The 20,008-nt window shown below is 66.2% G+C and carries 15 protein-coding genes and 5 tRNA genes; 7 read left to right on the top strand and 13 right to left on the bottom strand.

Annotated elements, in window-relative coordinates; genetic code table 11:
• Positions 1–82 precede the first annotated feature (82 nt).
• On the bottom strand, positions 83–550 hold the full coding sequence (locus AC1DW3_RS06075; protein WP_477929561.1) for a hypothetical protein: 468 nt from the start codon (positions 548–550) through the stop codon (positions 83–85).
• 134 nt (positions 551–684) lie between these two features.
• On the opposite strand from AC1DW3_RS06075, the gene AC1DW3_RS06070 reads away from it, so the two are divergent.
• The 6 genes from AC1DW3_RS06070 (at position 685) to AC1DW3_RS06045 (ending at position 8,423) form a co-directional block, all read left to right on the top strand.
• On the top strand, positions 685–2,346 hold the full coding sequence (locus tag AC1DW3_RS06070; protein WP_477929559.1) for an FAD-dependent oxidoreductase: 1,662 nt from the start codon (positions 685–687) through the stop codon (positions 2,344–2,346).
• Positions 2,347–2,389: 43 nt separating this feature from the next.
• Positions 2,390–2,680: a hypothetical protein gene (locus tag AC1DW3_RS06065; RefSeq protein ID WP_477929558.1), complete on the top strand. Its 291-nt coding sequence runs from the start codon at positions 2,390–2,392 to the stop codon at positions 2,678–2,680.
• 58 nt (positions 2,681–2,738) lie between these two features.
• Positions 2,739–4,307 (top strand): ABC transporter substrate-binding protein, encoded by a 1,569-nt coding sequence (locus AC1DW3_RS06060; protein WP_477929556.1) that lies wholly within the window; start codon positions 2,739–2,741, stop codon positions 4,305–4,307.
• The gene (locus tag AC1DW3_RS06055) at positions 4,304–5,866 is read left to right on the top strand and encodes an ABC transporter substrate-binding protein (protein ID WP_477929554.1); all 1,563 of its coding nucleotides are present in this window, start codon (positions 4,304–4,306) and stop codon (positions 5,864–5,866) included. Before AC1DW3_RS06060 ends, AC1DW3_RS06055 begins: the two co-directional genes overlap by 4 nt.
• An 89-nt stretch (positions 5,867–5,955) precedes the next feature.
• Positions 5,956–7,521 carry an ABC transporter substrate-binding protein gene (locus tag AC1DW3_RS06050; protein ID WP_477929552.1) on the top strand — a complete coding sequence of 522 codons (1,566 nt, stop codon included), beginning with the start codon at positions 5,956–5,958 and terminating at the stop codon, positions 7,519–7,521.
• A 251-nt stretch (positions 7,522–7,772) separates the two neighbouring features.
• Positions 7,773–8,423 (top strand): trimeric intracellular cation channel family protein, encoded by a 651-nt coding sequence (locus tag AC1DW3_RS06045; RefSeq protein WP_477929550.1) that lies wholly within the window; start codon positions 7,773–7,775, stop codon positions 8,421–8,423.
• Positions 8,424–8,485: 62 nt separating this feature from the next.
• On the opposite strand, the gene AC1DW3_RS06040 is transcribed toward AC1DW3_RS06045, so the two are convergent.
• The 6 genes from AC1DW3_RS06040 to AC1DW3_RS06015 form a co-directional block, all read right to left on the bottom strand.
• Positions 8,486–10,255, bottom strand: coding sequence for a beta-1,3-glucanase family protein (locus AC1DW3_RS06040; RefSeq protein ID WP_477929548.1), 1,770 nt, complete (start codon positions 10,253–10,255; stop codon positions 8,486–8,488).
• 345 nt (positions 10,256–10,600) lie between these two features.
• Entirely contained in the window at positions 10,601–11,101 is a 501-nt protein-coding gene (locus tag AC1DW3_RS06035; protein WP_477929546.1) for a hypothetical protein, read from the bottom strand.
• Positions 11,102–11,282: 181 nt separating this feature from the next.
• Positions 11,283–12,233, bottom strand: a complete 951-nt coding sequence (locus AC1DW3_RS06030; RefSeq protein ID WP_477929544.1) for an NAD(P)H-dependent flavin oxidoreductase — start codon at positions 12,231–12,233, stop codon at positions 11,283–11,285.
• A gap of 70 nt (positions 12,234–12,303) precedes the next feature.
• Positions 12,304–14,091 (bottom strand): acyl-CoA dehydrogenase, encoded by a 1,788-nt coding sequence (locus tag AC1DW3_RS06025; protein WP_477929542.1) that lies wholly within the window; start codon positions 14,089–14,091, stop codon positions 12,304–12,306.
• A gap of 78 nt (positions 14,092–14,169) precedes the next feature.
• Positions 14,170–15,102: an electron transfer flavoprotein subunit alpha/FixB family protein gene (locus AC1DW3_RS06020; protein ID WP_477929541.1), complete on the bottom strand. Its 933-nt coding sequence runs from the start codon at positions 15,100–15,102 to the stop codon at positions 14,170–14,172.
• A 29-nt stretch (positions 15,103–15,131) separates the two neighbouring features.
• Positions 15,132–15,887 (bottom strand): electron transfer flavoprotein subunit beta/FixA family protein, encoded by a 756-nt coding sequence (locus AC1DW3_RS06015; RefSeq protein WP_477929539.1) that lies wholly within the window; start codon positions 15,885–15,887, stop codon positions 15,132–15,134.
• A gap of 175 nt (positions 15,888–16,062) precedes the next feature.
• On the opposite strand from AC1DW3_RS06015, the gene murI reads away from it, so the two are divergent.
• Positions 16,063–16,890 (top strand): glutamate racemase, encoded by an 828-nt coding sequence (gene murI / locus AC1DW3_RS06010; RefSeq protein ID WP_477929537.1) that lies wholly within the window; start codon positions 16,063–16,065, stop codon positions 16,888–16,890.
• A gap of 5 nt (positions 16,891–16,895) precedes the next feature.
• Here the strand turns inward: murI and AC1DW3_RS06005 are convergent.
• From AC1DW3_RS06005 to lon, 6 genes are all read right to left on the bottom strand, one after another.
• Positions 16,896–16,984 (bottom strand) — tRNA-Leu (locus tag AC1DW3_RS06005).
• A gap of 68 nt (positions 16,985–17,052) precedes the next feature.
• Positions 17,053–17,128 (bottom strand) — tRNA-Gly (locus tag AC1DW3_RS06000).
• Positions 17,129–17,175: 47 nt separating this feature from the next.
• A tRNA-Gly gene (locus AC1DW3_RS05995) sits at positions 17,176–17,251 on the bottom strand.
• Between the two features lie 10 nt (positions 17,252–17,261).
• A tRNA-Cys gene (locus tag AC1DW3_RS05990) sits at positions 17,262–17,335 on the bottom strand.
• An 88-nt stretch (positions 17,336–17,423) separates the two neighbouring features.
• Positions 17,424–17,499 (bottom strand) — tRNA-Gly (locus tag AC1DW3_RS05985).
• Positions 17,500–17,591: 92 nt separating this feature from the next.
• Positions 17,592–20,006, bottom strand: a complete 2,415-nt coding sequence (lon, locus tag AC1DW3_RS05980) for an endopeptidase La (protein ID WP_477929535.1) — start codon at positions 20,004–20,006, stop codon at positions 17,592–17,594.
• Positions 20,007–20,008 lie beyond the last annotated feature (2 nt).

Here is a 20,008-nt window from a genome sequence, read left to right as displayed (position 1 = left end):
GCGCTGCACACTCGTGGCAGCCACGGCGTGGCCGCGGCGATGGCGACCTTCCTGCCGGAGCGTTAAAGAGGCGCGTCGGCCTTCACTCGCATTGCACGGGCAGCGGCTCGGTGTAGCGGACGAACTCGTCCAGCTTGCCTGCGGCGTTCACGAACTGCAGGCGCGCGCCCATCATGCGAATGGGGATGGCCTCGTCGAAGGTCTTGTCGCCAATGGTGGTCTTCAGGCGCAGCTTGCCGTCCTTGGACAGGCTCCAGTCGCCCGGGATGAACAAGGTCTCGCCGCGGGCCTTCAGGTCGTCGCGCCGCGACCCGCAGGGGGCGTGCAGCCGGAGTTCGTGATCGGCCTGGAATTCGAGGATGGAGTCATTGCGCTTGGGTTCCACCACCTCCTTGCCACCCGGCCCCTTGGTGAGGGTGACGGCCTGCCACCCGCCCACCAGGCGCAGCTCGCTGGGCGCGCCGGAGGCAGGACTGGCAGGATCGGCCGCCAGGCAGAACAAGGGAGAGGTCAGCAGGCAGGCGGCGGCAAGGTGGTGGGAAAGCTTCATGGAGGGCAGGTGAAGGGTGGTTTTCGAGTCTATGGCTCGAAACCCGCACCCCGGGCCCGACCAAGGTAAGGCTGAGGTAAAACCGCGAAGCGCCGCTGGAAGGCGCAGGGGGGCGGACCAGGGCCATGGGTCGAATGAAAGCAGACGAGTTGCCGCCGGAACAGCGCGAGCTGATGTTTCCGCCGCCGCTGCCGGCCGCGGATCTCGCCCGTATCGCCCGGTTTGCGCAGCCGCGCTCCTTCAAGGCCGGCGAGTTGCTGAGAAAGGCGGGGCAGGCCCCGGAGGGCATGTTCGTGCTGCTCAGCGGCCACGTGGTGCTGCACCGGCGCAACCTGCAGGGCACGGTCGAGCACCTCGTCGAATGCCGCGCGGGGGAATACATCGGCGAGGTGGGCCAGCTGGCCAACGTGACGTCGCTGGTGGACGCCGAGGCCATGGAGGACACCGAGACCCTGCTGGTGCCCACCGAAGGCCTGCGCGCCCTCATCATCAGCGAGGCGGAACTGGGCGCACGCATGATGCGCACGCTGATCCAGCGCCGCATGATGATGGTGGAGTCCGGCTTGAGCGGGCCGGTCGTCGTCGGGCGCCTCGGCGCGCCCCAGGTGGTGAGGTTGCAGGGCTTCCTGCGCCGCAACGCCCAGCCGCACCAGCACCTCGCGCCCGACGACTCCGACGCGACGTGGACGCTGGTGCAGCGCTACGGCGGCAGCGCCGACGACGCGCTGGTGATCTGCCCCGGCGGCGCCGTGCTGCTGAACCCGTCCGAGGCCGAGATCGCCCGCGCCATCGGCATGGTCGACACGCGCGACCGCAGCGAAGTCTTCGACGCCCTCATCGTGGGCGCCGGCCCCGCAGGCCTGGCCGCGGCCGTGTATGCCGCGTCCGAAGGCCTCAAGGTCGTCGTGCTGGACAGCCGCCACCTCGGCGGCCAGGCCGGCGCCAGCGCCCGCATCGAGAACTATCTGGGCTTCCCCAGCGGCGTCTCGGGCGAGCAACTGGCCGCACTGGCCAGCGCACAGGCTCTGAAATTCGGCGCCGAGGTGATGGTGCCCGTGGAGGCGCGGTCGCTGGACTGCTCCCACGCCAACCCGCAGCAGGCCCTGCGCGTGCAACTGGCCGACGACCGCTGGCTGCAGGCACGCGCCGTCATCGTCGCCAGCGGCGCCCGCTACCGCCGCCCGCCGCTGGCCGGCCTGCGCGAGCTGGAGGGCCGCAGCGTCTGGTACTGGGCCTCCGCCAGCGAGGCGGGCCTGTGCGCCGGCCAGGAGGTGGCCCTGGTGGGCGGCGGCAACTCGGCCGGCCAGGCTGCGGTGTACCTGTCGCAGTTCGCCTCCCGGGTGCGCATGCTGGTGCGCGGCGAGAGTCTCGCCGCCACCATGTCGCAATACCTGATCGAGCGCATCGCCAATCAGGCCAACATCGAGGTGCTGACGCACACCGAGCTCACCGCGCTGCACACCGGCGACGGCGGCGGCCTCGTCGAGGGCAGCTTGCGCGACCGCCACAACGGCGACACGCGCAGCTGCCCGATGCGCCACCTCTTCCTCTTCGTCGGCGCAGACCCCGAGACCGCCTGGCTGGAAAGCTGCGGCGTGCGGCTGGACGACAAGGGCTTTGTGCTGACCGGCACCGAGGCTGGCGGCGAGGCGCTGGCGATGGAGACCAGCGTGCCGGGCGTGTTCGCCGTGGGCGACGTGCGCTCGGGGTCGGTCAAGCGGGTGGGCGGGGCGATCGGCGAGGGGGCAGCGGTGGTGGCGACATTGCATCGCTACCTGACGAAGGATTTTTCCTGATCGGCCCGCACTGAAGGATGGGTTGCCATTGAATTCCTGACCCATGAGCCAGCCCCGAGTCATCCACATCCACCCCGACGCGCCACCCAAGCCGGCGCTGGGCCAGCCCTGCAACGGCTGCGGCGTCTGCTGCCTGGCCGAGCCCTGCCCGCTGGGCGTCATCCTGAGCCGGCGCACCCAGGGCGCCTGCGTCATGGTGCGCTGGGACGGTGCACGCTATGTGTGCGGCGCACTGACCGCCCAACCCAGTGGCGTGCGTGGCTGGCTGGTGCGACGCTGGATCGCGGCCGGCGCCGGTTGCGATTGCTCACTCGAACCCGCGGGCAAGCCCTAGCGGACACCCCCGGGGGCAAGGCTACATTTTTCGGCTTCTGCAGTCCCTAGGAAGCCGCATGAAATCCCTGCTCCGACTCCTGCCCCTGCTCGCCGCGCTGACGCTGGGCTCGGCCACCGCCGTCCCGTTGCGCTGGGCGGCGCAGAACGACATCCTGACGCTGGACCCGCACTCGCAGGACCACAACACCTCCAATGCCATCGGCACCCACATCTACGAGGGGCTGACGCGCCTGGGGCAGAACTACCGCCCCGAGCCGTCGCTGGCCACCAAGTGGACCTATCTCTCCCAGACGCAGGTGCGCTTCGAACTGCGCAAGGGCGTCAAGTTCCACGACGGCTCGCCGTTCACGGCCGACGACGTCGTCTTCAGCTTCGGCCGCATCACCCAACCGCAGGGCACCAAGCAGACCTATGTATCGGGCATCAAGGAGGTCAAGAAGGTCGACGACCACACCGTCGACCTGCTGCTGGAGGCGCCCACGCCGATGCTGCTGCAGAACATCATCAGTTTCCCCATCATGAGCAAGGTCTGGTCGACCAAGAACAACACGACCAACACCCAGGACTACAAGGCCAAGGAAGAGAACTACGCCTCGCGCAACGCCAACGGCACCGGCCCCTACAAGCTGGTGAGCTGGCAGCCCGACCAGGCCGTGAAGATGGTGGCCAACAAGGACTGGTGGGACAAGAACCCGAGCAACGTCACCGAGCTGAGCTATCTGCCGATCAAGTCCGCGCCGACGCGCGTGGCGGCGCTGCTGTCGGGGGATGTCGACATCGTCACCGACCTGCCGCCGCAGGACTTCTTCAAGCTCAAGGAGGAAGGCAAGGTCAAGCTGCTGGAAGGCTCCGAGATCCGCACCGTCTTCTTCGTCATGGACCAGGGCAGCGAAGAGCTGCGCGAGTCGAGCGTGAAGGGCAAGAACCCGTTCAAGGACAAGCGCGTGCGCGAGGCGCTGAACCTGGCGCTGGACCGCGAGGCCATCAAGCGCAGCATCATGCGCGGCCTGTCGGTGCCGGCGGCGCTGATGATCGCGCCGGGCGTCAACGGCTATGACGCGGCGCTCGATGCACCGCTGAAGCCCGACCTCGACAAGGCGCGCAAGCTGCTCGCCGAGGCCGGCTACCCGCAGGGCTTCGAGGTGCCGCTGCACTGCCCCAACAACCGCTACGTCAACGACGAGCAGGTCTGCCAGGCCGCGGTGTCGATGTGGGCCAAGATCGGCGTCAAGGTGCGCCTGATCGGCGCCCCCTTCGCCACGCACAGCCAGACCTTCCAGCGCGGCGAATCGCCCTTCTACATGCTGGGCTGGGGCGTCTCCACCTACGACGCGCTGTACGGCATGCAGGCCTGGGGCCACACGCGCACCAATGGCGCCGACGGCAACTTCAACTTCGGCAAGGTCAGCGACGCGACGCTGGACGGCCTGATCCAGAAGATCAAGTTCGAACCCGACGTGCCCAAGCGCAATGCCCTCATCAAGGAGGCCCTGCTGCGCATCCGCGACGAATACCTCTTCGTGCCCATCCACCACCAGATCCGGCCCTGGGCGATGAAGCCGGGCGTGGACACCCTCCACCGCTCCAACGACTACTTCGAGGCCCGCTACACCACCGTGAAATGAGGCTCGCCGCCCTCCTGGCCTGCGGGCTGCTCACCGCGCTGTCGGTGAGCGCGGCGCCGCTGCGCTGGGCCGCGCAGAACGACGTCCTGACGCTGGACCCGCATTCGCAGAACCACACCACCTCGCTGACCATCGCCGCCCAGGTCTATGAGGGACTGCTGCGGCGCGCCGAGAACAACCAGCCCGAGCCATCGCTGGCGACGCGCTGGACCTATGTCTCGCCGACGCAGGTGCGCTTCGAGCTGCGCCGCGGCGTGAAGTTCCACGACGGCAGCCCCTTCACGGCGGACGACGTCGTCTTCAGCTTCGGCCGCATCCGCGAAACCCAGGGTGCGATGCAGGCCTATGTGTCGGGCATCCGCGAGATCCGCAAGCTGGGCGACCACAGCATTGATGTGATGCTGGAGGCGCCAGCGCCGCTGCTGCTGCAGAACCTGGTCAGCTTCTGCATCATGAGCCGGGCCTGGGCACTGAAGCACAACGCGGTGCATGTCGAAGACTTCAAGGCCAGGGAGGAGAACCACGCCTCGCGCAACGCCAACGGCACCGGGCCCTACAAGCTGGTGAGCTGGACGCCCGACCAGGCCGTGCAGATGGTCATCAACAAGGACTGGTGGGACAGCAACAAGGGCAATGTCACCGAGCTGACCTATCTGCCGATCAAGTCGTCGCCGACGCGCGTGGCGGCCCTGCTGTCGGGCGACGTCGACCTCGTCACCGACGTGCCGCCGCAAGACTATCAACGCCTCAAGGCCGATGCACGGATCAAGCTGATGGAAGGCACCGAGGTGCGCACCGTCTTCTTCGCGATGGACCAGAGCAGCGAGGAGCTGCGCGACGCCGGCGTCAAGGGGCGCAATCCTTTCAAGGACAAACGCGTTCGCGAGGCCCTGAATCTGGCCCTGGACCGCGAGGCCATCAAGCGCAGCATCATGCGCGGCCTGTCGGTGCCCGCGGCGCTGATGGTGGCGCCGGGCATCAACGGCCATGACGCGGCCCTGGACTTGCCCCTCAAACCCGACCCCGACAAGGCCCGCAGGCTGCTCGCCGAGGCCGGCTATCCGCAGGGCTTCGACGTGCCGCTGCGCTGCCCCAACAACCGCTACGTCAACGACGAGCAGATCTGCCAGGCCGCCGTCGCCATGTGGGCGCGCATCGGCGTGCGGGCTCGGCTCAACGCCCAGCCGATGAGCCTGCACATCCAGGCGCTGGAGCGCTTCGAGTCGCCCTTCTACCTGATCGGCATCTCCATGCCGACCTACGACGCCCACCAGGGTCTGCAGGGTTGGGGCCACAGCCTCGACGCGCGCGGCAATGGCGGCCAGAACTTCAGCCGCCTCGCCGACCCGACGCTGGACAGCCTCGTCGAGCGCATCCAGTTCGAGCCCGACATCCCACAGCGCAACGCCCTCATCCGCGAGGCCCTGCTGCGCGTGCGCGACGAGCACTTCTTCATCCCGGTGCATCACCAGATCCGCCCCTGGGCCATGAAGCCCGGCGTGAACACCCTGCACCGCTCCAACGACATTTTCGAAGCCCGCTTCACCACGGTGAAGTAGAACGCCGCCAGTCCACAGAACAGCAACCCACCAGAAACCTGCCAGCAATCAGCGATCATCACGTTTTCGAATCAACGAGGATTCCAAAGATGAAACTGCGTCTGGCCGCTGCCGCCTTGCTGGCATGCGCTTCCTTCACCGTCTCTGCACAAACGCTGCGCTGGGCCGCGCAGAACGACATCCAGACGCTGGACCCGCATTCGCAGAACCATTCGGCCACGTCCACCATCACGGGCTATGCCTATGAGGGCCTGACGCGCTACACCGAGAAGTTCGAGGTCGAGCCGGCACTCGCGGCGAAGTGGACTTTCGTGACGCCGACCCAGGTGCGTTTCGACTTGCGCAAAGGCGTCAAGTTCCACGACGGCACGCCCTTCACGGCCGACGACGTCGTCTTCAGCCTGCAACGCATCAAGCACCCGTCCAGCAACATGATCATCTACGCCTCCGGCATCAAGGAGGTGAAGAAGATCGACGACCACACGGTGGACTTCGTGCTGGAAGGCCCCAACCCCGTGCTGGCGCGCAACCTCACCTATGTGCGCATCCTGAGCAAGGCCTGGGCGGCCAGGAACCGCTCGGAGAACCCGCAGGACTTCAAGGCCAAGGAAGACACCTACGCCTCGCGCAACGCCATGGGCACGGGCCCGTTCAAGATCGTCAGCTGGACGCCGGATCAGAAGATCAGCATGGTGGCCAACAAGGACTGGTGGGACAAGCCCAAGGGCAATATCAGCGAGGTCACCTACCTGCCGATCAAGTCGGACGCGACGCGCGTGGCCGCCCTGCTCTCCGGCGACCTCGACCTGCTGACCGACCTGCCGCCGCAGGACGTCGCCAAGCTCAAGGCCGACCCGCGCCTCAAGGTCATCGACGGGCCGGAGAACCGCACCATCTTCTTCGCGCTGGACATCGGCAGCGACGAGCTCAAGGGCTCGAACGTGAAGGGCAAGAACCCGCTGAAGGACAAGCGCGTGCGCGAGGCCATGTCGCTGGCCATCGACCGCGAGGCCATCAAGCGCAGCCTGATGCGCGGCCTGTCCATCCCGGCCGGCATCATGGTGGCGCCGGTGGCCTATGGCTGGTCCCAGGAGCTGGACCAGGTCGCCAAGCCCGATCTGGCGCGCGCCAAGCAACTGATGGGGGAAGCCGGCTACCCCGACGGCTTCGAGACGCCGCTGGCCTGCCCCAACGATCGCTACGTCAACGACGAGGAGATCTGCCAGGCGGTCGTCTCCATGTGGGCGCGCGTCGGCATCAAGGCCAAGCTCAGCACCCAGCCGATGACGCAGCACTCGGCCGCCATGCAGCGCTACGAGCTGCCGCTGTATATGTACGGCTGGGGCGTGACGACGTTTGACGCGCAGTACACGCTGCAGGACATCGTCCACACCAAGACCGGCGGTGCCGACGGCAAGGGCAACTACTCGCGCGTCAGCGATGCCAAGGTCGATGCGCTGGTGCAGCAGATGAAGGTCGAGACCGACGTGCCCAAGCGCCTGGCGCTGATGCAGGAAGCGCTGAAGCGCACGCGCGACGAATACCTTTTCATCCCCATCCACCACCAGGTGCGGCCGTGGGCGATGAAGGCCGCGGTGACCATTCCGCACTCGGCCAATGACGCGCCCCAGGCGAAATGGGCGACGGTGAAGTGATGCTCCTCGCCCAGTCTCGCCCTGCTGGACGCGGGCGCGCCTGGTCGGTCTTGCAGACCGCGCTGCGGACCAAGCCGCAGCTCTTCGGCAGGCACATGCCGCCCACTGGGCGCCATGTGTCCGGCCTCAGCCCCCGAGGCGACGGCGATGCTTGCCGGATCGACCGGCAAGCACATCGCCCAAGGCGGGCCGGCTAGGGAGCGGCCCGTCGCTCGGCCCGCAAATCACAGCCATCGGGCGATGATGCCGGTGTGAAACCTCCCATCCTGAACTTCTCGACGATCCAGGCCGTCGTCGAGATCACCGCCACCCTGGCCTTCGCGCTGTCCGGCCTGCTGGCCGGCGCGCGCAAGCATCTCGACGTCGTCGGCCTGTGCATCGTCGCGGGCCTGTCGGCCTTTGGCGGCGGCACGCTGCGCGACGTGCTGCTGGACCGCCGGCCCTTTTTCTGGGTCGAGCATGCAGACTGGCTGTGGGCGCTGATGGCGCTGTCCTTCGCCGCCATGCTCTTCCTGCGCCGCCGCCATCTGGCGCTGACGGAGAAGGCCATCCAGTGGCCCGACGCGCTCGGCCTGGGCCTGTTCACGGCCAACGGCGCGCTGATGGCACTGGACATGGGCCAGCCGCCCATCGTCGCGGTGCTGATGGGCGTCATCACGGCCACCTTCGGCGGCGTGCTGCGCGACATCGTCTGCAACGAGATCCCCGCGGCCTTTCACGACCACCGGCCCTATGCGCTGTGCAGTTTTGTCGGCGGTTGGGTGCTGGTGGGGGCGGTGCAACTGCAAGCGCCGCAATGGGCCGTCATCAGCGCTGCGGCCGGCACGGCCGTGCTGCTGCGCGGCGTGGCGCTGTGGACGGGGTGGACGCTGCCAGCCTGGCGGATCAACGCCAAGCGCTGAACAGAAAGAGGCCCCGCACTGCGGGGCCTCTTTGTTGACGGGGCCACTGCGGGCCGGAAGGCTTACCAGCCGATCGTGTAGGTCACCGTCGTCGGCGCCGTCGTGTGCAGCGACGGGCTGAAGTCACCCACGTCGTCGTAGGCGAAGCCATAGGCCTTCTTGTTGATGCTGTGGTCGTGCCAGAACTTGGCGTACCAGTTGCCCAACTGACCGGCCGGGTAGTGCGCGGTCTGCACATACCAGTTGGCCGGCTGCTCGATCACATGGCGGTTCAGCGCGGCGCAGACCTGGGCCTGCAGCTGCAGCTGCGTGCCGATGTTGGTCGGGCCGCCGCTGGCGTCCGCCAGCAGGCCGGCGCCCAGCAGCACCATGGCGGTATCGGGCTTGCCATTGATGTAGAAGGTGCCGGCCGGCGAGCCGCCCGTGAACGTGAAGCGGTCACCGCTGACGCGGCCGCGGAAGGTGCCGAGGTTCTGCAGCGTGAAGACGAGGTCTTCGTTGCGGTAGCGGGCCCAGACGGCGTCGATATAGGGCTGGAGATAGTTGGCGTTGGCCTGGCCGGGTTTGAAGGTGCCGTGGGCCGGGGCCATGATGCGGTAGGGCGAGTACGGTGCCTGCGCGAGGGGCTTGAACTGCGCCGGCACTTCAGCGATGAACTTGCTGAAGAGCTGGTCGCGGGTTTCGGTCAGCGCTTCGCCGACGGTCTGGTCATAGCCGCCACCGCCCTGCACGCGCAGCTTCAGCGGGAAGCCGAAGTGGTCGACACGCGTGGTGTTGATGAAGATGCCCTGGTCCGGCTGGCCCAGCGGGATGATGGCCATCTCGCCGAAGTCGAAGTAGACGTCGATGTTGGGGTCGGTCGGGTTCTCGATGTTGGCGCCGGCGTAGCCGATGTTGCCGTTGCCATCGACGACGACCTTGATGTACATCGGCGAGCCCACCGACATCAGGATGCGGGCCGAGTTCAGCGCCGGGATGGTGATCGAGCGCGTGGCGCTGAGCTTGTGGAAGTAGTTGGTGTAGGTCTGGCCACCCTTGGTCAGCGCGCCGTTGTCGGCGGTGGACATGGGGATGAAGTTGCCCGCGGCATCCACGCGCACGAACTTGCCGGTGGCCCAGTCCTTGCCAATGATGGCCCAGTAGACCTGGTCATCGGGCCAGCGGCCGCCGGTCTGGTTGACGATGTTGAAGGTCGTGCGGCCGTTCCAGGCACCCGTGTTGGTGCTGGTGCCGACGCGGTAGGACGAGGTCAGGTCGTTGAAACCGCGGTTGACGAGATTGGGCTCGTTGGCCGTCAGCACCAGCGAACCGCCGCCGTAGCTGACGTCGTTGAACAACGTGGCCTGGTAGCCGGCCTGCACCTTCACGGACGACACGCGGTCGTTCCAGGCGGCGCCTATCCAGCTCGAATCCGCGCTCGCGCAGAAGCTGTCGCCGGTGTAGTTGATGTCGGCGTAGAAGCAGACCGGCCCGCTCGCCACCGGGGGCGTGCCGACGGTGTAGCTGAACTTGGGCGTGTCGTAGGCCGGAGTGCCGTTGTTGTAGGTGAACCAGTAGCCGATCACATTGCCCGTGGCGACGGTGATCTTCTGCTCATGGCGGCCATTGGCAGCCGTCATGCGGATGTTCTGCTGCGGGCCGTTGTTGACGGTGTAGTGGGCGTCGACCCAGGTGGTCGACACATTGGACTTGAACCAGATCGTGGCGGTGGTGCCGCTGACGTCCACACCCTGGGTGTAGTCCTGGGCCAGAGCCGGAGTCGCGCCGAGCAGGCCGAGCACCAGCAACCAGCACGCGCCGAGCAGGCGCAAGCAACGCAAAACAAGATTCACCTTTGTCTCCTTGCCCGCTCGTCGTCAAGGATCGGCGGGTCGTTCGGGGTCCCAACGCTGGGAGAGGGCGGAATGGCCCATCCCTGGCCGGTGTCTCGACTGCGATGACCTACTGCCGGCCACGGCATGCAGTCGCTGCCGGGTCAGGTCGCCATCCGAAAACCACATGAAAGCGCTTTCAGAATTGCTCGGCATCGTCCCGGGAGACGCGAGAAAGCGCTTTCATGGAAAACCCGTGCGAGACGTTTTCATGAGTCGCTCGCTTTAGGGACAGGAAATCCACCAAAGCAAACGGCCGCCTCAGGGGCGGCCGTTGATGGGCGAAAGCTGTTCAGCGGAACTCGCTCATTCCTTGATCGCCGACAGCAATTGCGACAGTGCCTGTTTCGCCACCGATTCGCACAGGCTGTTCATGCCCTGGAAGGCATTGGCCGAATAGTCGCTGGCGACGTATTCCTTGCCGCGAAAGCTCAGCTTGGTGGCCAGCTTGTCCTTGCCCGCAAAGATGCCCAACATGACCCGCGCAGCCGGCGGGCGCTGGCGGTATTCCTTGATGACGATCTCGGCACTCTCGGCAGGGGCGACGGTGAACCCCTTGGACGTCGCCTGGGTTTCGTAGCTCTGCTCGATCAGCGGGCCGACCTTGGGGTTCTGCTCGCAATCGCCGCAGTCCCAACGCACGGACAGACGGGGCAGCACCTTGGCGTCGCTCGCCGAAGCGGGCCTTGCTGCCGGCTCTGCCGCAACCACGGGGGCCGACGCGGGCGGGGACGGCTGGGCCTCCTGGGCGGCGGCCTGGAGGCTGAGCAGCAAGGCGGCGCTGGAAACGAGGACGGCTCTGGACATCAAGGGCATCTGCGGATCGGTGGGAGCTGTTGAGGGGCGCGATGGTAGCAACGGCACCGCCCTCATTTGAGGCTTCACTCCCCCTAGGCTTGCAAGCATCGGGTGACGCGATCAACTGAGTTCTCGCCAAAAAAAATGGCCGCCCGAGGACGGCCGTGATGCAGTGATGCCTGGCGCCGGCTCAGAGTGCCAGGCGCGCGCGCGCTGCCGCGTATTCGCGCTTGAGGCGGCTGATGAGTGCTGACGCCGGCACGATCTCCTTGACCGCGCCAACGCCCTGGCCGCTGCCCCAGATTTCCTTCCAGGCCTTGGCCGCGCTGCCGCCGAAGTTCATCGCGCTCGGGTCGCTCTCGGGGAGGTTGTCGGGGTCCATGCCAGCGGCCACGATGGAGCCGCGCAGGTAGTTGCCGTGCACGCCGGTGAAGAGGTTGCTGTAGACGATGTCGTCGCTGTTGCTGGCAACGATCATCTGCTTGTACTCGTCGCTGGCGCGCGCCTCTTCGGTCGCGATGAAGGCCGAGCCGATATAGGCCAGGTCGGCCCCCATCGCCTGGGCGGCCAGGATGGCATCGCCCGTCGCCATCGAGCCCGACAGCGCCACGGGGCCGTCGAACCATTCGCGGATCTCGTGGACCAGTGCGAAGGGGCTCTTCACGCCGGCATGCCCGCCCGCGCCGGCCGCCACGGCGATGAGGCCGTCGGCGCCCTTCTCGATGGCCTTCTTCGCGAACTTGTTGTTGATGATGTCGTGCAGCACGATGCCGCCCCAGGCGTGTACCGCGTTGTTCACGTCCTCACGCGCGCCCAGGCTCGTGATGATGATGGGCACCTTGTACTTGGCGCAGACCTGCATGTCGTGCTCGAGCCGCTCATTGCTCTTGTGCACGATCTGGTTGATGGCGAAAGGCGCGGCCGGTTTGTCCGGGTTGGCGCGGTTGTAGGCCGCCAAGGTCTCGGTGATCTCGGCCAGCCACTCGTCGAGCAGCTCGGCGGGCCGGGCGTTGAGCGCCGGCATGGAGCCGACGATGCCGGCCTTGCACTGCTCGATGACGAGCTTGGGGTTGCTGATGATGAACAGCGGCGAGCCGATGGCCGGCAGCGGCAGGTTCTTCAGGATGGGGGGCAAAGCCAAATCAGTCTCTCCTAGTCAGTTGAGGTCGGAGCACGCGCACGGTGCGCGTGTGGTCCAACCCGCAAGATCATCAGAATGCTTCAAGCGACAGTTCGGTCACGCTGTCCGCGCCGTCCACGATGGCGGCCCGCAGCGATGCGGTGCGCGGCAGGATGTGCTCGGCATAGAAGCGCGCCGTCGTGATCTTGGCGGCCATGAATTCCTTGTCAGTCGCCAAGGCGTCTTCCGCAGCCATCAGCGCGCGCGCCAGTTGCCAGCCGGCGACGAGATTGCCCGCCAGCATCAGATAGGGCACCGAGCCAGCGTAGGCCGCGTTGGGGTTGCTCTTGGCCGAGCCGGCGATGAAGCCGACGGCGGCGAGGAAGTCCTCGCGCGAGGCGCGCAGCGCCTTCAGCACGGCACGCGCGGCCACGCTGTCGCGCTTGGCGAGTTCACCCTCAGTCACCTCGATCTGCCCGGCCACAGCGCGAGCGAGCTGACCACCGTCACGCGAGGTCTTGCGGCCCACCAGGTCGTTGGCCTGGATGGCCGTCGTGCCCTCGTAGATCGTCAGGATCTTGGCGTCGCGGTAGTACTGGGCCGCGCCGGTCTCCTCGATGAAGCCCATGCCGCCATGCACCTGCACGCCCAAGCTGGTGACCTCCAGGCTCATCTCGGTGCTGTAGCCCTTCACCAGCGGCACCATGAAGTCGTAGAAGGCCTGGTTCTGCTTGCGTGCGTCCGCATCGGGGTGGTGATGCGCCGCGTCGAACGCCGCCGCCGCGGTGCTCGCCATCGCGCGGCAGCCCTCGGTCAGCGCGCGCATCGTCATCAGCATGCGGCGCACATCGGGGTGATGAATGATGGCGGCGCTGCCGGCCACCGAGCCGTCCACGGGGCGCGACTGCACGCGGTCCTTGGCGTAGCCGACGGCCTTCTGGTAGGCGCGATCGGCCACCGCGATGCCCTGCAGGCCCACGCCGTAGCGGGCTGCGTTCATCATGATGAACATGTACTCCAGGCCGCGGTTCTCCTGGCCGATCAGCGTGCCGATGGCGCCGCCGTGGTCGCCGAACTGCAGGACAGCGGTTGGGCTGGCCTTGATGCCCATCTTGTGTTCGATCGACACGCAGTGTGCGTCGTTGCGCGCACCCAGAGTGCCATCGGCATTCACCATGAACTTGGGCACCAGGAAGAGGCTGATGCCCTTCACGCCCTCCGGCGCGCCCACCACGCGGGCCAGCACGAGATGGACGATGTTCTCGGCCATGTCGTGCTCACCGTAGGTGATGAAGATCTTGGTGCCGAAGACCTTGTAGGTACCGTCGCCCTGCGGTTCGGCACGCGTGCGCACCAGGGCCAGGTCGGAGCCGGCCTGTGGCTCGGTCAGGTTCATCGTGCCGGTCCACGAGCCGTCCAGCAGCTTGGGGATGTAGACCGAGCGCTGCTCGTCGCTGCCCGCGGTCAGCAGCGCCTCGACGGCGCCGTCGGTCAGCAGCGGGCACAGCGCGAAGCTCATATTGGCCGACTGCAGCATCTCGTTGCAGGCCGCGGCAATCGTCTTGGGCGCGCCCTGGCCACCGAACTCGGTGGGATGCACCAGGCCCTGCCAGCCGCCCTCGGCGTAGGCGCGGAAAGCCTGCTTGAAGCCGGGCGTCGTCGTGACCACGCCGTCCTTCCAGCTCGACGGATTCTTGTCGCCCTCGAAGTTCAGCGGCGCGATGACGTCCTCGGTCAGCTTGGCGCACTCTTCCAGCACGGCGGCGGCGGTGTCCAGGCCGAAGTCGGCGAAGGCAGGGACTTGTTGAGTCAGGGTCTCCAGGCCAGCCAGGTGCTGGATGTTGAAGAGCATGTCCTTGACGGGAGCGCGGTAACTCATCTGTTACTCCATGAGAAAACAAAACGGGCGCCGCGACAGGTCCAGTCGGGGCGCCCGGAGTGGGGTCAGTGCAGCGAATTACAGGCTGGCAACCAGCTCGGGCACGGCCACGAACAGGTCGGCTTCCAGGCCGTAGTCAGCCACCGAGAAGATCGGGGCTTCGGCGTCCTTGTTGATGGCGACGATGACCTTGGAGTCTTTCATGCCGGCCAGATGCTGGATGGCGCCCGAGATGCCGCAGGCGATGTACAGCTGCGGCGCGACGATCTTGCCGGTCTGGCCGACCTGCCAGTCGTTGGGGGCATAGCCCGCGTCGACGGCAGCGCGCGAGGCACCGAGGGCGGCGCCCAGCTTGTCGGCCAGCGGCGTCAGCACTTCCATGAACTTGTCGTTGGAGCCCAGGGCGCGGCCACCGGACACGATGATCTTGGCGGCAGTCAGTTCGGGGCGGTCGCTCTTGGTCACTTCACGGCCGACAAAGCTGCTCTTGCCGCTGTCGGCAGAAGCGGCCACGGTCTCGACGGCAGCGGCGCCACCGGTGGCGGCAGCCGGGTCGAAGCCGGTCGTGCGCACGGTCAGCACCTTGGTCGCGTCGCTGCTCTGCACGGTGGCAATCGCATTGCCGGCGTAGATGGGGCGCTCGAAGGTGTCGGCGCTGATGACCTTGGTCACGTCGCTCAGTTGAGCCACGTCCAGCAGCGCGGCAACGCGCGGCGCGACGTTCTTGCCCGCAGCGGTGGCGGGGAACAGCAGGTGGCTGTAGCCCGAGGCCAGCGCGATCACCTGCGCTGCGACGTTCTCGGCCAGGCCTTCGGCGAGGGCCGCGGAGTCGGCGTGCAGCACCTTGGTGACGCCGGCGATCTGCGCAGCAGCGGCGGCAGCGGCGGCGGCGTTGTGGCCGGCGACCAGCACATGGACTTCGCCGCCCGTGGCAGCGGCGGCGGTGACGGTGTTCAGCGTGGCGCCCTTGATATGGGCGTTGTCGTGTTCAGCAATGACGAGTGCGGTCATCTCAAAGTCTCCAAATCGGGGGCGAGCGGTCAGATGACCTTGGCTTCGTTCTTCAGCTTGGCGACGAGGGCGGCCACATCGGCCACCTTCACGCCAGCGCCGCGCTTGGGCGGCTCGCTGACCTTCAGCGTCTTGATGCGCGGCGTCACGTCCACGCCCAGGTCGGCCGGCTTGACGATGTCGAGCTGCTTCTTCTTGGCCTTCATGATGTTGGGCAGCGTGACGTAGCGCGGCTCGTTCAGGCGCAGGTCGGTCGTGATGACGGCCGGCAGGCTCAGGGAGACGGTCTCCAGGCCACCGTCCACTTCACGCGTGACGGCCACCTTGTCGCCGGCCACTTCCACCTTGGAGGCGAAGGTGCCTTGCGGCATGCCGGTCAGCGCGGCCAGCATCTGGCCGGTCTGGTTGCAATCGTCATCGATGGCCTGCTTGCCGAGGATGACGAGCGAGGGGCCTTCCTTGTCGACCAGCGCCTTCARCAGCTTGGCGACGGCCAGCGGCTGCAGCTCGACGTCGGCCGGCGTCTCGACCAGGATGGCGCGGTCGGCGCCGATGGCCATGGCAGTGCGCAGGGTTTCCTGGCACTGCGTGACGCCGCAGGACACGGCGATCACCTCGGTGACGACGCCCTTCTCCTTCAGGCGCACGGCCTCTTCGACGGCGATCTCGTCGAAGGGGTTCATCGACATCTTCACATTGGCGATGTCGACGCCCGTGCCGTCGCTCTTGACGCGCACCTTGACGTTGTAGTCGACGACGCGTTTGACAGGAACCAAGACCTTCATCGGAAACTCCAGCTCGAATTGACGTAAACGTTAACCAGATTCTAAGGGGCGCTCCCCGTGGGAGCCGCGCTTAAAAAAGCACGATCGTTCGATTCTAGCCAGACCCTTGTTGACGGCGGGCGAAGCTTTTTTGGAGAGGYCTCTCGAATTCGTGAAGCTAGACTGCTTTTTGCCCATGCAGATTGATTCCCACACGCGCCGCGAGATCGGCGTCTTCGACTCCGGCGTCGGCGGCTTCACCGTGCTGCGCGAATTGCGCGCGCTGCTGCCCACGGCCCGGCTGCGCTATGTGGCCGACACGGCCTACGCACCCTATGGCAATCGCAGCCCCGAGGACATCCAGGCGCGCAGCATCGCGATCACCGAGCATCTGATCGCCCAGGGCGCGGAACTCATCGTCGTCGCCTGCAACACGGCCACGGCTCACGCCATCGAGACCCTGCGGGCCCGCTGGCCCGCCCTGCCCTTCGTCGGCACCGAGCCCGGCATCAAGCCTGCTGTCGCGGCAACACGCAACGGCCGCATCGGCCTGCTGGCCACGCCGTCCACGGCCGCCAGCGCCAGGCTGCGGGCCTTGATCGAGCGACATATCGGCGATAGCGAAGTCATCGTGCAGGGCTGCCCCGGCGTCGTCGACCGCATCGAAGCCGGCGACCTGGACAGCGCCGAACTGCAAGCCCTCGTCAGCCGACATTGCGAGCCCTTGCGCGCCGCCGGCGTGGACACGGCGCTGCTGGGCTGCACGCACTACCCCTTCATCGAACCCCTGTGGCAGGCAGCACTTGGCCCCGGCGTCGAACTGTTGCGCATCGAAACCGCCGTCGCACGCCGAGCAGCCAACTTGTGGCCCCAGGCTGAGAGCGAGCCGGCGCTGGACATCGAGACCAGCGGCGATCCGGTCGCGCTGCAGAGCTGGATCGGCCGCGTGCTGGGCTGGCAAGGCATGGCCGTGCACGCCTGGCAACCGGAAAACAAAAACGGCCAGCAGGTGCTGACCGTATAGAAGACTGGTGCGCGGGACGGGACTTGAACCCGTACGCCCCTTTCGAGGCGGCGGATTTTAAGTCCGCTGCGTTTACCGATTTCGCCACCCGCGCGGCGAGCGGATTATCCGGGCCGCACAAAAGAAAACGGGAGACTCGATTGCTCGAATCTCCCGTGAATTTGGAGCGGGTAACGAGGCTCGAACTCGTGACCTCAACCTTGGCAAGGTTGCGCTCTACCAACTGAGCTACACCCGCGCATTTCGCTTGATCTTGCGATCAAACATCGGTGCGACCGATTTTTTTGGAGCGGGTAACGAGGCTCGAACTCGTGACCTCAACCTTGGCAAGGTTGCGCTCTACCAACTGAGCTACACCCGCATGGTGCTTTTGGAGGCGCGATCCGGAGTCGAACCGGACTAACCGGATTTGCAATCCGGGGCATAACCGCTTTGCTATCGCGCCGTCGCCAACTTTTGAATCTCGCCCGTCATGGCCGTTGGTGCGACCTTGACGAAAATGGGAAGCCTGGGCTTCCCATTTAGGAAAAAACTGGAGCGGGATAAGAGGCTCGAACTCTCGACCTATACCTTGGCAAGGTATCGCTCTACCAACTGAGCTAATCCCGCTTTGTTCCGTCAGGCAAACAACTCTGCAGCTGCCTGTCTAGCGAAGCTGGCATTGTAATCCAATTTTTGGTCGGATGACAAGCCAACCGCACTCAATGTGGCACCACGGTGCTCTTGGCCGCGCCCTCTTCCGGCTTGGCCGCGCTAACGGGCGTTTCTTCGTCGGGCAGCGGTGACGGCATGGATTCCAAGGCGACCTCGAGCACGCGCTCGATCCAGCGCACGGGCACGATCTCGAGCTGGTTCTTCACGTTCTCCGGAATGTCCTGCAGGTCCTTGACGTTCTCTTCCGGGATCATCACGGTCTTGATGCCACCGCGGTGAGCGGCGAGCAGCTTTTCCTTCAGGCCACCGATGGCGGTGACTTCGCCGCGCAACGTGATCTCGCCGGTCATGGCGACGTCGGCGCGCACCGGAATGCCGGTCAGTGCAGACACGAAGGCAGTGGTCATCGCGGCGCCCGCGCTCGGGCCGTCCTTGGGCGTGGCGCCGTCAGGCACGTGCACGTGCACATCGCGCTTCTCGAAGACCTCGTCCTTGATGCCGAGACGACGGGCGCGTGAGCGCACCACCGTACGAGCAGCCTCGACGGATTCCTTCATCACATCGCCCAGCGAACCGGTGCGGATGATGTTGCCCTTGCCCGGCATCGCGGTGGCTTCGATGGTCAGCAGATCGCCGCCCACTTCGGTCCATGCGAGGCCGACGACCTGGCCCACCTGGTTCTTCTTCTCGGCACGGCCAAAGTCGTATTTGCGCACGCCCAGGAAGTCGTTGAGGTTGTCCTCGGTGACCGTGACCTTGCCTTCGTAGGTCTTGAGCTGGATGCCCTTGACCACCTTGCGGCAGATCTTGGACATCTCGCGTTCAAGCGAACGCACACCGGCTTCACGCGTGTAGTAGCGGATGATGCCGCGCACGGCAGACTCGGTGACATCCAGCTCCTCGTCCAGCACGCCGTTGTTCTTGCGTTGCTTGGGCAGCAGATAGGTCTGGGCGATGTTGACCTTCTCGTCCTCGGTGTAGCCCGACAGGCGGATGACTTCCATGCGGTCCAGCAGGGCCGGCGGGATGTTCATCGAGTTGGACGTGGCCACGAACATCACATCGGACAGGTCGAAGTCGACCTCGATGTAATGGTCGCCGAAGGTGTGGTTCTGCTCGGGGTCCAGCACCTCCAGCAGCGCCGACGACGGGTCGCCGCGGAAGTCCATGCCCAGCTTGTCGATCTCGTCGAGCAGGAACAGCGGGTTGCGCGTACCGACCTTGGTCAGCGACTGCAGCACCTTGCCCGGCATGGAGCCGATGTAGGTGCGGCGGTGGCCGCGGATCTCGGCTTCATCGCGTACGCCGCCCAGGGCCATGCGGATGAACTTGCGGCCGGTGGCGCGCGCCACGCTCTGGCCGAGCGAGGTCTTGCCGACGCCCGGAGGGCCGACCAGGCACAGGATGGGCGCCTTGACCTTCTCGACGCGCTGCTGCACCGCGAGATATTCAAGGATGCGGTCCTTGACCTTCTCGAGGCCGTAGTGGTCTTCGTTCAGCACATCCTCGGCATTCTTGAGGTCGTGCTTGATCTTGGTCTTCTTGCTCCAGGGCAGGTTGACCAGGGTGTCGATGTAGTTGCGCACCACCGTCGCTTCGGCGGACATGGGCGACATCAGCTTGAGCTTCTTCAGCTCAGCGTCGGCCTTCTTGCGCGCTTCCTTGGGCATGCGGGCCGCGAGGATCTTCTTCTCGAGCTCCTCCATGTCGGCGCCTTCTTCGCCGTCGCCGAGTTCCTTCTGGATGGCCTTGACCTGCTCGTTCAGGTAGTACTCGCGCTGGCTCTTCTCCATCTGGCGCTTGACGCGGCCACGGATGCGCTTTTCGACCTGCAGGATGTCGACTTCGTGCTCGAGCAGGTCGAGCAGTTTTTCCAGGCGCTTGGCCACTTCGGCCAGGTCCAGCACGGCCTGCTTGGCGTCGAGCTTGAGCGGCAGGTGGGCGGCGATGGTGTCGGCCAGGCGACCCGGATCGTCGATGCCGCCGATGGACGTGAGGATCTCGGGCGGGATCTTCTTGTTGAGCTTGACGTACTGGTCGAACTGCTGCGTCACGGCGCGGCGCAGGGCTTCGACTTCGGGCGCATGCTCGGTCTCGGGCGGGATGGGCGTGACTTCGGCAACGAAGTGCTCACCCGGCTCGGTGATGGAGCTGGTGGTGGCGCGCTGCAGGCCTTCGACCAGCACCTTCACGGTGCCGTCAGGCAGCTTGAGCATCTGCAGGATGCTGGAGACGCAGCCGACCTCGAACATGTCTTCGGGCTTGGGCTCGTCCTTGCCGGCGGCCTTCTGGGCGACCAGCATGATCTGGCGGCCCGCTTCCATCGCGGCTTCCAGGGCCTTGATGGACTTGGGCCGGCCCACGAACAGCGGGATGACCATGTGCGGGAAGACGACGACGTCACGCAGCGGCAGCAGCGGCAGCGTGATCGGGTCGGCGGGGAGGATGGGATGTCCGGACATGA

Source organism: Roseateles sp. P2_H4 (genome assembly GCF_056403315.1).
Note: the sequence above shows the minus strand (reverse complement) of the source record. Positions and strands in the feature narration are given on the sequence as shown.

Bases quoted from the DNA above. Each gene is read 5' to 3' on its own strand.
- AC1DW3_RS06075 (WP_477929561.1), bottom strand. From the start codon at position 550: ATGAAGCTTTCCCACCACCTTGCCGCCGCCTGCCTGCTGACCTCTCCC.
- AC1DW3_RS06070 (WP_477929559.1), top strand. From the start codon at position 685: ATGAAAGCAGACGAGTTGCCGCCGGAACAGCGCGAGCTGATGTTTCCG.
- AC1DW3_RS06065 (WP_477929558.1), top strand. From the start codon at position 2,390: ATGAGCCAGCCCCGAGTCATCCACATCCACCCCGACGCGCCACCCAAG.
- AC1DW3_RS06060 (WP_477929556.1), top strand. From the start codon at position 2,739: ATGAAATCCCTGCTCCGACTCCTGCCCCTGCTCGCCGCGCTGACGCTG.
- AC1DW3_RS06055 (WP_477929554.1), top strand. From the start codon at position 4,304: ATGAGGCTCGCCGCCCTCCTGGCCTGCGGGCTGCTCACCGCGCTGTCG.
- AC1DW3_RS06050 (WP_477929552.1), top strand. From the start codon at position 5,956: ATGAAACTGCGTCTGGCCGCTGCCGCCTTGCTGGCATGCGCTTCCTTC.
- AC1DW3_RS06035 (WP_477929546.1), bottom strand. From the start codon at position 11,101: ATGTCCAGAGCCGTCCTCGTTTCCAGCGCCGCCTTGCTGCTCAGCCTC.
- AC1DW3_RS06025 (WP_477929542.1), bottom strand. From the start codon at position 14,091: ATGAGTTACCGCGCTCCCGTCAAGGACATGCTCTTCAACATCCAGCAC.
- AC1DW3_RS06020 (WP_477929541.1), bottom strand. From the start codon at position 15,102: ATGACCGCACTCGTCATTGCTGAACACGACAACGCCCATATCAAGGGC.
- murI (WP_477929537.1), top strand. From the start codon at position 16,063: ATGCAGATTGATTCCCACACGCGCCGCGAGATCGGCGTCTTCGACTCC.
- lon (WP_477929535.1), bottom strand. From the start codon at position 20,006: ATGTCCGGACATCCCATCCTCCCCGCCGACCCGATCACGCTGCCGCTG.